Annotated in this window: 4 protein-coding genes; all 4 read left to right on the forward strand. The window is 46.4% G+C overall.

Annotated features, from left to right (window positions below; all coding sequences use genetic code 11):
• Nucleotides 1-346: 346 nt before the first annotated feature.
• The 4 genes from OQJ86_RS07935 (at nucleotide 347) to OQJ86_RS07950 (ending at nucleotide 16,154) form a co-directional block, all read left to right on the forward strand.
• Nucleotides 347-10,810: a hypothetical protein gene (locus tag OQJ86_RS07935; RefSeq protein WP_416236449.1), complete on the forward strand. Its 10,464-nt coding sequence runs from the start codon at nucleotides 347-349 to the stop codon at nucleotides 10,808-10,810.
• 30 nt (nucleotides 10,811-10,840) lie between these two features.
• Nucleotides 10,841-14,356, forward strand: a complete 3,516-nt coding sequence (locus OQJ86_RS07940; protein ID WP_265987419.1) for a hypothetical protein — start codon at nucleotides 10,841-10,843, stop codon at nucleotides 14,354-14,356.
• 29 nt (nucleotides 14,357-14,385) lie between these two features.
• Nucleotides 14,386-15,303, forward strand: coding sequence for an OmpA family protein (locus OQJ86_RS07945; RefSeq protein ID WP_248874606.1), 918 nt, complete (start codon nucleotides 14,386-14,388; stop codon nucleotides 15,301-15,303).
• A 359-nt stretch (nucleotides 15,304-15,662) separates the two neighbouring features.
• Entirely contained in the window at nucleotides 15,663-16,154 is a 492-nt protein-coding gene (locus tag OQJ86_RS07950) for a DM13 domain-containing protein (protein WP_038870374.1), read from the forward strand.
• Nucleotides 16,155-16,182: the final 28 nt, after the last annotated feature.

Genomic DNA, 16,182 nt, shown 5'->3' on the forward strand with positions numbered 1-16,182 from the left:
ATTCCTTATTGACCGATTTTATAAGTTTTTATCAACTAAAGAGTTATAAAATCATTGGTTCTGATTTGGCGAGTTGTAGCGATATATCAATGCTTTGAATGCTACCCCCTTAAATCCTGCCTTACATATTGTTTTTCTTCATGGTCGTAATAGGCATTTAAAAAACTCTTCGCTCGAAAGATGCCGACTGTAATCACATTCGCTTCGCTAAACTTTTCTGCTGATTAATTCGCCTTGATTAATCCTGGTTTTTCTTAACTAGCTGATTTGGAAAGTAGAAGTAAGTATGTCGAAAGATTTTAGTCGTTTGATTCGCTCCTTAGGTTGTGCGTTTTTGTCGTTCATAATGGTATTGATTGCTATGCCTGCGAAAGCGGATATAGCTGGGCTTGATGTCCAATTGTCACCGGTAAGTGGCCAATACGATAACGGCAGCCAGATTGAATATACATTGACCTTAACCAACACCTCTGGTTCCACACTTTCCGGGTTAGAGGTCAATGATGAGATCATGAACATCATGACTTCCGGTGATTCCGGCGGTTCAGTGAATGCATTTGAAAGCGCAGAGATCTCCGCGTCCGCTTCTTTTCTATCTTCTGCTGGTGACTACGACAGAAATGGAAATCTCGCCGCGACCAACGTAAACATTCGAAACAACGGTACGGTGTCCTACACCATCAAAGCAACCGTTTCTGAGCAGGCGGCGGGTGATATTAACAACGTTGCCAATGTTCGCTCTGGTGCGCTTTCACGAAAAGACTCAAACACTACTACCCACCAGAGAGTGGTGTATGAGCACAGCATCGATCTTTCTGCATCGGTTGATAAATATGGCGCAGGGCAGGCTCTGGTTTACACCCTAAAAGTATCGAACACAGGCTCAGCAAAAATCCAAGGTATGACTGTTACCGACCTTGTGGCCGATATTGAGGCCGAAGACATCAATGGTGCAATGATTTCAGCCTTTACGTCTGTCTCAAACAGTTCTTCTACTTCGGGTTCAGGGAGTAATGCGGGGACGTTCTCAACAAGCGGTAACTTGGATGCGAAGGATGTATCTATCGCAGTTGGTGGTTCAGTCACCTATACCATTCGAGGTCAAATCGATTCAACGTTGGTCGGCGACATCATCAATGACAGCGCTGAAGCAAAAACACGTGACGACAACCAATCAGCTGGTGGCATCACAACGCCGCCAAAAGACGCTGATGTCACACTCTCGCACTCGCTCAACAAAACGGACGATTATCTCGTTAGCGAAGATTTCTCATACACCATCACAGTGCGTAACGCTTCTGGTGCAGGTATCGCTCACAACTACACTGTTCAGCAGTTGATGGACTCGTTGAAGTCGGATCTAGGCAACGATATCAGTAACGACAAAAATGCCGACGACACAACGGGTAACCCGTACTCGACTTGGACCAATGAAGTAGTATCGATTGGCTCGAACAGCCTTTCTGAGCTACAAGCATCGGGCAAGCAAACCGACAAATCACTCGACGATAAAGTGTCTATCTACCCTGGTGAAGAGATCGTTTATTCCATTGTGGTGCATGCAAGTCCCGTTTCTATCGGTAAGATCCCTCAGTTGGAGGCGAAAGTTCTTAACGACGAAGGCGGCGCTGATTCAGCTGGCGTGCTTGCAAATACGCTAAACACGGAAGATGTTCTAGATTCATCATCGAGCCAAATTAAACGAAACAAGCGAACTAAAGACACGACGTATGTGCCAGGTGTTTCTGGTGAGAATGAAGTGGTTTACGACATCGAAATTTCGAACGCGGATTCGAAATACTTTGCCAATGATGTCATCGTGCTAGATAAGTTTGCGTGTAACGTCACTGAGCAAGTTGATGGTTCGTCTGGATCTGCTTTTTCTGAATGGAAACTTGAAGTCGCGGATAGCCGTGGCGAAGGCTCTAACTACGGCTCTTTTAACTATGGCGCTTGGACCACCGACGACATTGACCTAAAAGTCGATTTGGCTCCCGAAGGTTATGTTCGTTACAAGTTGACGGCAAGAGTTGCGGACGACAGTGTTGGTCAGATTGTTGATGATGGCACAGATGCGGGACTTTGTTTGGGGGATAACCTAGGCGAAATTGGTTCTGGTGTTCAAATGCCGAACTCCAACTTAAAAGTTCAAAAAGAAGTAGACTCTCGCTACTACTCGTCAGGTAGTACTCTAAACTACACCATCACGGTAGAAAACAGCGGTGAAGGATACGCGATCGACGTTCCTGTTTATGATGATCTGGCTTCTGTAACCACTACTTCTATCAACGGTACATCAACCAAAGCTTACGTAAGTTGGGTGGTAACGGCGACCTCTTATGATGAGGATGGCAATGTTTCCACAAACAGTAAGCCGGGCTTTACGGGCGAAATTGCTGGTAATCAGAGCAATAAGAACATCTTAGATGTAAATGCGACAGTTGCCCCTAAAGAAACCATTATTTATTCGATTGCTGCAGTAGTTAACCCAATTGCGGATGATGAAATCCGAAACGAAGTTGAAGTGGATGGCAAGCTTTATTCGGATCGAGGCTCTTACCCTCGTGATTACTACCTAGTGCTGGATAAGCGCGTAGATGGGAATGATGAAGAAAGCTGGTACACCAATACGACCAATGAAGTGACTTACACCATCAGTGTGACTAACCCTGAAGGCAATGGTTTTGCTTCTAATATCGAAATTAAAGACGACATCAGCACCATTGAGGCAGAACTGCTGGAGCCTGCTGGTGCGATGAAGAAAGTCTTCACCTCGTGGGCTATTTCAGCAGACATTGAGGCAGATTCGCCTTGGTTAAAAGTAGCCGCTGACGCAGGAGACTTTTCTGATAACAACGATCTTGATGTTATCGCTCAAATCCCACCGGGTGTAACCATCACATATACCATTGTTGGTACTCTTGATCGCAGTGTTGATACTGAGATCCTGTGGGGCTCTTTCTCTAACACAGCAACCGTCAAGTCGACTGACACAGAAGACAACATTAATCTAGCGGATTCAGTCACGACGCATCCAAACGAACCAAATCTTGTTGTGGCGAAAACCGCTCAAAACACCGATTTTATTGTTGGTGAGCGTGCAACGTTTGATATCTACATCTACAACCGTGGAGTGGGTTACGCCAATGATGCAACCGTTAAGGATGACATCGAAGCGCTGAACTTCTTCTCAAGCTGGGAAGTTATTGGTTCTACCAATACCGATGAGCCAGGTTCACGCTACGGGGATGTTTCAGACAACGAAAACATCGATACCGACGTCGATATCACTCCGGGAGGGTGGGTGCATTATGAAGTGTCCGGTATCGTCAAAAGTGATTACCCACACGACCAAGTTTCAAACCGTGTTGATGTTTATGATCCATTAACGGACCGCGACCACAGTTCTTCCGCTCAAATCGACAACAAAGACAGCGCTTATGACATCAACGTTGCGTTGACTAAAACAACCAATGTTGTGCGTTACACCCCAGGTGAAGATCTCGAGTACACCATCGTGATCGGCAACAATGGTGATATTCCAGAAACGGATCTGATCTTGATTGACCGTCTGAGTGAAATTACAACTACGCTGGCGAATGACAAAGATGGTGAATCAGAGGATTTACTTGAGCAAAATCCGTTTGAACATTGGTCGTATTCAGTTGATGGTGGTGCCTACAGTACGCCTAATACCGACGATGTTGAGATCCCGCTTAACATTCCTGCGAACGATTTTATTACCTTTAAGATCAAAGCGTTGGTCAAAGACAATGCGGTTTCTAACGGAGTAGAAGCGGGTGAACAATATTTGATCCGCAACGAGGCATTGTTGATTCACAAAGATGATGCAGGTTGTACAACTTCATGTGAGTACTTAAAGCGTGCCGTTGCTGAAAACCATCAGGTTTACAACAATGGTGATGTTTTCCGTACCACTAACATCAACCGTTACTCTCCTGGTGATGAGCTGATCTACACCTTCAAGTACACCTCACAAGATGGTAAAGGCTACCGCAATAACGTTGATGTAAATGAATTGATTAATGGTATTTCAGTTCAATTGCAAGATGGCTCAACGGGCAACCCGTTCTATGATCCTACGACAAAGACTAATCAGTTCAGCGTAAGTGTAGAGAAAAGTGATCTTGCTAATGCGGGCACTACAGATGGTACAAAAGACGGTACGGTCGCTGACAACAATGACATTGTAACTACGATTGATATCGATGAAGGAGAAGATGTCACGTACACCGTGAAAGGGATGATTCGTCCCGATGCGGTTGGTGATATCAACTATCGTGACACCATTGTTATTCCGAATGATTATCACTTGAATTTTGACAAAATCACTGATGAAACGGTTTACGAGCCGGGTAAAACAGTCACGTATCGTTTGATCATCGAGAATGATGGTAAAGCCAATGCTGATAACATTCCAATTGTCGATAATCTTGAGGATATCTCGGTAGATCTCGTTGATGGCGGTACAGGTGATGCATACATTACTTGGGATATTACTTCAAAGGCGACCAGTGATAATAAAGAGTACGTCGATGCAGGCGCAGGTGCTGGCAATGTCTACACATCTACAGATAGCAACCTTGATGTTCTAGCCGATATCCCTATGGGAGCTACGTTAGAGTATGAAGTGGTTGCGACAGTTAATGACAAAGCCAATGGCGACATTGTAAACCTACTCACCGTTGATGGCGATAATATCTCACATGAGATCAGACAAACCGTTCGTCAGATCGATTACGAGAAAAACATCCTTGCTTACTACGATGTGGATGGAAATAAACTTACTGGCGCAACTCACTATATGCCAGGTGGTTACGTTGAGTATGAAATTCTGATCGAAAACGTTGCAGAAGCACACGTTGATGACATCAGTCTTCGTGATGAAATCGATGAAATTACAACGGATTACTATGATGGTACTCGTGGCCCTGCGTTTGACAGTTGGACAATTGAAGTCACTTCTGATGGCTCAGGAATCACCGATCCAGACGTAGACAGCTCAATTCAAGACAACCAGCCAATCAATACCCACTTTGATATTGCAGCGCAGAACTTTGGTGGCTTCTTGACCACACCTTACGTTCGTTATGTGATTACGGCAAAGATTAGCCCGAAAGCCGTTGGCTCTTTTAGTAACCGCGCGTTTATTGATGAAGACGATGGCAACCAGCTCATTGCGGTTTCTCCTCCGTCTTCTATGGCTGATCCGGAAATCAGTTTCAATAAGAAAGCCTTCTCTGATGCTGGATTCAGTACAGAGAAAACGACTTACTCGCAAGCATCGGGTGAGAGTGAGGTTTACTACCGTATTCAGCTGAAAAACAACGGCTATGGCACCGAGTATGGCTCTCATCTAAAAGACACCATCTCAGCGATTCAAACCCGTATTGCGGAAGATAATTCGACGACGGGTGGCGATCCTGTCGGCCAACCATTTAATGCGGGTTGGGAAGTGAGTTTGGCGAAAGATGCAGCACCAGACTCGATTACCGAGGCAGTTGGTTATGTCGATGGTTCTCGTATTGATATCGACAATGACATTGTTATCGCTCCTCAGGAATCATTGACGTTCACCATCCATGGCACCATCCGTGAAGATGCGTTGGGAGATATTCAAAACACCGCGAACTACGATGGCAAAAATCGTACGGCGCTGTTGCTGCCTTTGGCGAACAACATCAATGTGGAAAAACGCGTCGTGTCTATTAATGGTACGCCTTTCACCTCAGGAGATACTTACATTCCGGGTGACGAAGTGGAGTACGAGTTCGTCGTTACTAACCCAGAAAACGGGTGGGCGAACGATGTGCGTATTCAAGATACGGTGACCGATATTGGTGTTGAAGTTATTGGCGGTACAACCAAACCGGCGTATGCCTCTGGTGATATCAGCCATACGGTGAGTAATGGAATCGACGCGAACATTGATACCTATGTTCCGGGTTACAGCGTAGCCGGCAATCTCGATATCGAAGTGGATATTGCAGCTGGCGAAGCGTTGACCTTTAACCTGACAGGTACAGTGAGAGACGACGCGCTGGGTGAGATTGAAGCGAACCGAGTGACCGCTGATAGTAAGTCGGATTCGTCGGAACCTATTCCACCTAAGCCTTCAGAAATCAACTACTTCAAGACGCTAGAGTACACCGATGGCGATTCCGCGAGTTGTTCGGTTCCTTCTAGTGATGGCAGTGGCTGTACTTATGCTCCTCGCGGTGATGTTGAGTATCAAGTCACCCTTGAAAACACGGGCGATAGCATCGCTAATGACGTTCGTGTTATCGATGCCATCAACAATATTAATACTTCAGATGGCACAGCAGCATTTACGCAATGGTCAACGTCGATCGCAGTTGAGCCGGCGGGAACCTACGACGTCCAGGGTAACTACAACGGTAACGTACCATTGAATGCCACAGTAGACCTTCGACCTGGAGAACACATTGTTTTTGATGTGAAAGGGACGGTGGCTGCTTCTGCGACAGGTTCAATAACCAATACTGCACAAGTCAATGGCGACAACACGAACGATATTGTTCTGGAAGCTGGCCGATCTCAGTACTTAATCGATAAATGGACCGATACTCCTCAATATGTACCGGGGGGCACAGTTAACTACTACATCGATATTACCAATGACGATGTAAGTACCGGCTTTTTTGGTCTGCTGGATGACATTAACAGTTTTGAAGTTGAAACAGTTGATGGCTCTATGAAGCCTGCTCTAGAAGAATGGACTCTGGATTATGAAGTGTTGTTTGATTCTGCACCTTCAGATCCTGCGGCAAATGATTTCTCCGAGCTAGATAAGCTCGTTGGTGTAACCAACCCGGATATCAATATTCCAGCGGGCTCAATAAAAATGGCAGGACGTGATGATGCAGGTACTGGTGGTGGTGATAAATACACCGTCATTCGTATCCACATCCAAGGTAAAGTTCGTGATGATGCCGTAGGTCGTTTTACCAATACCGCTTTCCTTCTTTATGGTCTGGGTAGTAAACGAGCGAAGCTAACACAAGGCTACATCACACCAAAACCGGGCCAATTGGAACTGACAAAAGAGACGACACCGATTGCGGAGCCAGATGCGAAATACCAACCGGGTCAGCCTGTTGCGTACAAAATCACGTTAACTAACGTCGGTGAAGGTTACTTGGTAGACCAAGTGCTGGTGGATCGCATCGATACCATTATGACCGATGTGGCGAACAGTACCGACAAAGCACAAGCCTTTACGGGTAAATGGGTGATCAGTGATGAAGTACTCGGTGGTAGTGGCGATCCTTTGCTGAACGCTCGTAAAAACGTGATCGATACCGAGCAGGGTTATAGCGCGACTTACAGTATCCATCCTGGCGATAGTTACTCTTTCGTTGTGACGAATACCGTCAACGACAAGGCCAAAGGCAACATCACTAACCTAGTTAAAGTGGACAGTGATGGCACAGACTACACAGCGGAAGCGACGTATTTGCCTGAAGACGCACAAGTCACATTGGCGAAAGAAGTTGACAAGCTTGAATACCTTCCGGGTGATACGCTGACTTATACCGTGACCGTTAAGAACAACGGCTTAGGTTGGGCGGAAGCCGTCGAGATTGAAGATACACTGAAGTCGATTGAAACGACACTTGCTGGCGGTACCACAGGAAAAGCGTTTGACCCAAGTTCCATTCAGATTTCAGCGGTCTCAACAACGGGTGAAACACCAGTTCCAGCACCAACAACAGGTGAAGATCTGAAAGAGACGTTGGATATCGCTCCTGAAGATACGATCGTTTATACCATTCAAGCGACAACAGTAGCCAATGCGACGGGTAACATCACCAATACCGCGAGTACAACGTTTGAAGGGAATACAACAGAAAAAAGTGCGATCAGTACACCGATCCTCGCGACGGTATCCATCGACAAATCGGTAGACACGCCAACCTATGAAGTGACGAAGCTGGTCAACTACGACATTACGGTGAGTAACACGTCATTGGCGTTTGCTTCTGGTGTTGAACTGAAAGACATCATCAGCGACATTGATGTTGACACCACCAGTGGTAATAAAGAATCGGCGTTTATGTTGTGGGAAGTGACGTACGAAGCATCGGATGAACGCACGGTTGTGACACCAAAAACGTTTGAGCTCAGCGATGATATTAATGCAACCATGGATATTGCGCCTGAGAGTACCGTGACCTTCCGTGTGAAAGCGCTGATCCGTACCACAGCGATTGGTGAGATCAGCAACACTGCAACCGTCACTTACAACGGTGTTTCTCAAGATTCAACAGCGATTATGCTGCCGATGGATTCTGATTTTGTTGCCACCAAAACAAACGTTCAAACCGAATACGAACCTGGTGAGGAATTGGAGTTCTTGATCACCATCGAGAACACCTCGAATAACTACATCACCGATTTGAGCGTGGTGGATGACATGTCGTCTATCCAAGTTGGTTATTACGATGGTACGACAGGCCCTGCGTTTGTCGATGGCTCAACATCGCTTGAGGTTGAATCACAAACCATAGGCAGCAATGTTGAATCGGTCAGTCCAACAGAATACAGCGTGGATATTGCACCAAAAGGTAAGGTGGTATTCCGCGCGAAAGGCACGGTTGTGGATTCAGCGACTGGGGCCATTGTGAACACCGCGCAAGTCGATGGTGGTGATGTGATAAGCCCTCCTGTTCAGAGCGTGAGTGCGGTTGTGCAAGCTGAGCTTTACACCGACGCACCACATTACGTGCCGGGTGAAAAAGTGGAATATCACCTAGTGATTGAAAACATTGGACGTGGTATTGCGAAGAACGTTGCTATCTATACCCAGTTCAGTGAATCCATGGGTGATTACATCGATGGTTCTCGTGACAAAGCCTTTGATGATTGGACGCTAACGGCGGATTGGCAGGGTGCTGAAACTCAGCCGGGCGATTATGAAGACGATAAAGACCTGTTCACCATCGTTGATATCGCACCGGGCGGTAAGATTGATTACACCTTCACGTTGACCGTCAATGAAGACATGCTGACTAACATTGATGTGCTCGGTTACTACTTAGATCTGACGTGGAATCCGGCTGCAATGGCGCGCTCAAAAGGCATGATGCCGTCGCCAACCTCAGTGCAGGGCTCTGCAGACCAAGTCGCAGCGTTGGATTTACCGCCTGTTCCTGCTGAACTTGTGGTCGAGAAGCGTTCTGATAAGCCGGAATACACACCGGATGATGATTCCGTGACTTACTACTTAGCCGTGACAAACCAAGGTGATGGTAACGCAGCCAATGTTCGTCTGACCGATGAAATCAGTGAGTTGCAAAATGAAGCGGGCAACAAGGTCTTCACCGACTGGACCATTGAAGGTGTCGAAGTAGACGACAGCGGCAGCGTGATTGATCGCCATACCTTCCCGGCAAGTGAAGATTTGGATTTAACGGTCAACCTTAAGTCGAAAAAACGTAATGCGTTTGCCTTTGAAGTGGTGGGCACGCTAGGTAAAGGCTTGGATGACGACATCACCAACACCTTTACCGCGACAGAAACAGACGGTACACAAACCAGTGACAGCGTGACCACGCACATCAAGAAGATCCCAGATAACAGTGGTGAGCTTTTGCTAACGAAAGCGGCGTTGCAAGACACCGCGCAAGTGGGCGATGCCGTGGAATACGAAGTGATCGTGGAAAATAACAACGAATCGTACTTCAAAAACGTTACCGTGGAAGACCGTTACCCTGGCGGCTTCAAGTACATACTTGATACATCGGAAGTGGTGTTGAGTGGCCCAGATGGTGAGTTTGGTAATGAAGACGACCGAGTGTTGACGATTGAGCCATCAGACACAGGCAAGCTGCTGTTTACCTCATTGAACTTCGACCCGGGCGAGAAGCTGCGTATTCGTTATCTACTGCGAGTTTCTGTTGGCGCGACGTTTGGTGACTACATCAACACCGCGGTATCGAAAGTCGATGGCCTTGCGGTATCGAACGAAGACAGTGCCAAAGTGACCGTAGAGCCGGACAAGGTATTTGATACCTCATCCATCATCGGTAAGGTGTTTGAAGACCACAACAAAGACGGTTTCCAAGCAGACGCGACGGCATTTGATGTGGAATTGATTGCCAACTTGCCTACACAGGACTACATCGCTGGCTCTACAATCGTCGTCCGCGATGGGAAAGAGCTGTCGGTTGAGGATGAGCAAGACAATAGTCAAGTGATTTCAGCCGTGCAAGAAGGTGTTGAGTTGGGTGATCTTTGGGGCCACTCGATAAACCGCACCATCTCTGAAACAAAATCTGTCGCGATTCAATTCAAAACACGTACTCGTGAGTTCTTTGATTTTACCGTCACATCGGACGGTGGCTCACGCATCGAATTTGATGCGCAAGGCCAAATCAAGTTTGCTCATGAATCAGACAAAAAGAACGGCCTAAGTGCAGAGAATCTTAACGTCACAAGAAACCTCTATCGACATGGCGATGCCTACTTGTGGGAAATCGTGATTGAGAACAAAGGGGTTTATGAAGACGGGATACCAGGTGTCAAGCTGATGACGGTGGAAGGCATCGTCATTCATACAGACCAGTACGGACGCTACCACGTGCCCGACCAATGGGTGCTGAATAAGAAAGGGAAAAACTTCCTAGTGAAGTTAGACACTGACTCGTTACCGACTTCGATGGAAGTGGTGAGCGAAAACCCGAAAGTGTTGCGAATTACCCCGAATAAGCTCACGAAGTTTAACTTCAGTGTTCATCGCAAAGCGAAAGACACCGAGCAAGAGTAGTGAGTTATTGGAGCAGTATCTGGAATTTGTATGAAAGTATTTAGCAAGTCTCGTTTAGCTACCTGTATTATTTCTACCATGCCGATGATGGGCATGGCAGCCGATACCAGCAAGCTAGAAAAACTCGAGTCAGAGACCACTGACATCACGGTCGAAACACCAAAACAAGAAGACGACGCATCGCGTATTTATTTAGACCAAGGCGCAATTTGGGCGAGTCGTGATATCACGCGATTTGATCCAGTGCTGGATGTGAGCGTCAGTGATGAGCTGGAGGTGGAAGAGGGTACGTTGCGCGATAGCGTTGGTTTCACCATTACCACTAACTACAGCTACTACATCAAAAAATACCAACTTGAAGTTTATCGCGTGGGCGACTTTGGTTTGTCCGAGCCGATTGCCGTGCTAGAAGGCGATAAGTTGGCCAACGATTTTGATATCAACTGGGACGGTGCTACAGATGTAGACTACCAGTTTGATGTTGGCGGCCAGCTGTTGTTCCGACTAAAAGCATGGGACAAAGACGGCAATATGGATGTCACTACGGTAGGTGTGACGGATCTCGTTCGTCCGGATGCAGAAGTGGACATCGACCGAAACGACAACGAAGACGAAGAAGGCAAAGGCCGCAGCTATGGCCAAGCTAAGTTGATGCGTCACAACATTCCGACCGACGCAGGTCTGGCGAAGTTTATTGGTACTGGCCTTAAAGGCGTTGATAAAGTCATCATTGGCGAAGACGAATTCGACGTTGAAGATGGCAACTTGTACGCAGAGCAGTACCTACCTACCGACGCGTATGTATTCCCAACCAAAGTCGTGTTTGATAATGGCGATGAGCGCCGCTATCAACTCTACGTGCGCATCCCAGACACTTACTATGCACAAACCGGCTTGGCGGATTTGTACATCGGTAAGAACAACGTATCAGGCAACAGTGCAGCGCTTGGCGTTGATGATCAATACCAAAATGACATCTATAACCAAGGTCGTTTGGCGTACTTTGGCCAAGGTAAGTTTGGTGACAAGCTGCGTATTACTACCCACTTTGACACCAAAGAAAGTGAACTGAAAGACATGTTTAAGCATCCGTTTGCATCGGAAGATTCAGACGTGTTTGACATTCTAGAAGACGATGACGAGTTGTACTACGGCAACTATGGCGACAGCTCAAACATCGAGAAAGTGGTCAATACCAAAGGCAAAGTCTACCTAAATGTAGAATACGACAAGTCGCAGTACTTGTGGGGTAACTACAACACGGGTGTCACAGGCACAGAAACCAGCGATTACAACCGTAGCTTATATGGCTTCAAAGCGGACTACCGCACTCGCGATACTACTCAGTACGGTGAAGACCGATTGAACATCGTTGGTTTTGCAGCAGAAGCAGATTCCCTGTACGCACACGATGAATTTTTGGGCACAGGTGGCTCGCTTTACTTCTTGCGTCATGGAGAAGCCGTACCAGGCAGTGACAAGGTTTACGTTAAGGTTGTCGATGAAAATAACCTCACGCAAAACGAAGTGCCACTAGAGCCGGGGCGTGACTATGAATTCGACCCATACCAAGGTCGAATTATCCTGACGAAGCCACTAGACAACATCATGTCTGACAGCTTTGGCAGCGTGATTGAAGGCAACGACGATTACGAAAACTATCTGGTTGTGGACTACGAATACGTACCACAAGGCTCTGACTCACTGGATGCGATGTCTTACGGCGGCCGTGTGAAAGGCTGGGTGAATGACTACATCGGTCTTGGCGTCACCTACGCGACGGAAGAGAAAGACAATCAAAACTACCAAGTTTACAGCTCTGATTTAACGCTTCGTGCAACGGAAGGAACGTTCATCAAAGCGGAATTCGCTCACAGTGAAGGTCGACAAACCGAGTCGAACTTTGTCTCGTACGATGGTGGTTTAACCTTTACGCCGATTGGTGACAGTCTAGAAGACCGCGAAGGTGACAGCATTCAAGTGACAGCAGTTGCGAACTTGTATGACTTGGCACCAAGCATCTTCGGTGCGGTCGGTAACGACGTCAAACTTTGGTATAAAGACAAAGACGCGGGTTACAGTTATGCAAGCAGCAGCGACGATCTTGAGCAAGAAGCGTATGGAGCGGAATTGCGTCTGCAAGCCACTGACCGTATTGCGGTGTTATCGCGTTTTTCTGCTAACGAAGAGCGTGACATGGATGGCAATCTGAAAACAGATTCCGAGACCATTGAGCTAGAAACCCAATTCAAACTGACTCAGCACATCAAGCTATCGGCAGCAGGCCAACAGGTAGATGAGCTCAACCAAGCCGATGAGCAAAGTAACGCGACCTTGGCTGGTTTACGTTTGGATTACATGTGGGATAGCGATAACAGCGTGTACGTCAAAGGCCAAACCACCATGAACCAATCGGATGACTACGACGATAATGACAGCGTTTCTGTGGGGGCTGAGTTCCGCGTGTTGGAAGACTTATCACTGGGCGGTGAGTACACCACTGGTGACCGTGGTGAAATTGCCGAAGCGACCGTGACCTATGATGTCTCTGACGACCACTCTACTTATGTCACTTACGTAGATGATAACTACGAAGGTGAAAACAACGTGATTGTCGGCCAACGTGCTGATCTGACTTCAAGTGTGGATTTCTACCAAGAGAACCAATTTGTCGATGAAAACGATGGCCACGGCCGTATCGACTCCTACGGATTTGGTTACGACGTGACGGACGATGTCGAAATGGGCATTGGTTATCAACAAGGTGAAATCGAAGACGATGAAAACCAAATCACTGAACGACAATCTGTCAGCTTGAATGCGTCAATCGATTTGGATGACATCAACTTAAGTCACAAACTGGAATACCGTGTCGACAAGAACGAAGACGATCCTGATGTCGTACAGCGAGAGCTGGAGCAGATCGTGACGACCAACAGTTACACGCATCGTTTAACGGAAGAGCACACCTTGTTTGGTAAGTACAACTACTCGATTACTGAGAGTCAAACCACAGGTGAGACCATGGCGCGCTTTGTCGAGGCAACAGGTGGCTTAGCATACCGTCCAATCTACAATGACCGTCTGAACTTATTGAGCCGTTATACCTACATTGCGGATTATGACCAACTAGACCGTGATGTGGATTACCAAGATGAAACCAGCCAAATCATCGAAGTCGAAGCGATTTACAGCATCGATGAAAACTGGGATGTCGGCGCGAAATACGCACATAAAGACAAAGAAGAAGTCTTTGCGCGTGAATCCGGTAAGAACGAAATCGTCAAAAGCGACATTGACCTGTATGGCTTAAGTGCTTCTTATCGAGTGATGAAAGAGTGGGACGTCACCGGTGAATACCACTGGAAAACGGATACCTTAAATGATGAGTTGGAACATGGTGCCTTGGTGTCAGTGAATAAGCACATTGGTAACAACTTCAAAGTCGGTATTGGTTACAACTTCTCTGCCTTTGATAGCGACTTAACCAACGATGATGACTACGACGCACAAGGCGTATTCATCAACTTGGTTGGTAAGTTATAACCCCATCCGTGAATGAGTGAGAGGAATTTATGAAAACAACCCTTCGTCTTCTTGGTGGGGTAGTGGGCACGCTGCTTATCGCTGGTTGCGCCACCGATACTTACGTAAGCCAAGAGAACCGAGACAAGTTTACCGACTTGGACGTATCGAAATTCTTAATCAGCGAATGTTTAGCGCCAGAGCGAGAAATTCACATTGCTGTGGCAGAGCACTTTGCTTTTGATAAGTACAACATTCGAGACGTAGATGCGACGAGTTTGAATGCCTTCGTGCATGAAATCGAAGGCTTAAGCGGTCGAATTACCATTGTTGGTCATACCGATTACAAAGGCTCACTGGAATACAACGAAGCCTTGTCACTGCGCCGCGCTCAATCAGTGGAGAGCTTCCTTAAAGAAAAACTTAATCCAGACCATTATGATTGGGAAGTGAAGTATTTTGGTGAAACGCAACCATTAGCGCTGGGTAAAACCGATCAGGATCGTGCTGAAAACCGCCGTGCTTTTGTGGTGTTCGAGGAAGCGCAAAAATATGAAGAAATGCCATTTTGTGAGCCACCAAAACCGGAACGCAAAATCTACATGGCGATGACACCGCACTTTGATTTCGACAAGTCACAGCTGAAGCCGGAAGATTTAGCCAAATTAGACAGCTTCACAGATAAGTTGCAAGGCTTGCAGGGCAGTATTCTTGTTGCGGGTCATACTGACCAAATTGGTTCGCTGTCATACAACGAGAAGTTAGCACAGCGCCGGGCATCTGAAGTGGTGAAGTATCTGAAAACCAAAATCGACCCATCGCAATTCTTATGGGAAGTGAAATCGTTTGGTGAGCTACAACCGGCAATTAATAAGCGCTCCAAAGAGGCCAATGCCCTTAACCGCCGAGCCTTCATCGTATTCAAAGAAGGTTTGATAGAGCAACCAACCATCCAACCTAAACAATAATCAATAAAGCCAGCCGAGGATGAAAGTACTAAGGCTGGCTTTTTACCTTTCTTCCGTATTCAACTCCATTTCTGGCTATCCCTCTGCTTTTTCAAATGCTGGTAAATCTACGTTCATTGAAATAAAACCACTCTTCCATAACACCAATTTTTTTCATTTATATTTCCATTAGTTGCGTTTGTTTAAATGATGAATATTCAATTTAAGCATCAAGAAGCGCAATATAATAATCAGATTTGTGACCTTCACCTGAAAAATATATAGGAAATCTCTGAGTTTTGGTTAATACCCTGATTTAGCGAACTTTATAGACTAAATTTATCGATGACGTCGTATTAGCTAAAGCTAGGTATATAACTATGAAATGGATTTTGTTGCTTGTAAGCCACACTTTATGTGTTTTGGCTGGTTTTGCCGCCGGTATTTACGCGCTGCCTATTCTTATACAACCCACTTCTCCTGATGTCTCAGTGATCTCTCATTCTTCTGAGGGGCTGCTCTATCGTGGAGTCTTTGAACGAGATCGCATCGACAGTGACTTTTTGCATTGGGGGCAAGGAGATATCTGGCTAACGGAAGACACCTTGGCTTTTGAAGGTGAGCTTGCTCCGGGCCCAGATTATAAAGTGTACCTCTCTCCGAAATTTGTTGAAACGGAAGCTGACTTCAATCGATTGAAGCCGCAAATGATTAATGTGGGTGACGTGAAAACATTTGACCGTTTTATGGTCACTCTTCCTCAAGATTTGCCTTTAGACAACTACACGACCGTTATTATTTGGTGTGAAACATTTGGTGAATTTATTACCTCTGCGCAGCTTGAATCTGTCGCAAATCTGAACCAGAGCTGATAGCCAAGTAGTTTTAACCAATGCCGAA

It is taken from the genome of Vibrio sp. Sgm 5, assembly GCF_026241575.1.
Classification (GTDB): Bacteria; Pseudomonadota; Gammaproteobacteria; order Enterobacterales; family Vibrionaceae; genus Vibrio; species Vibrio jasicida.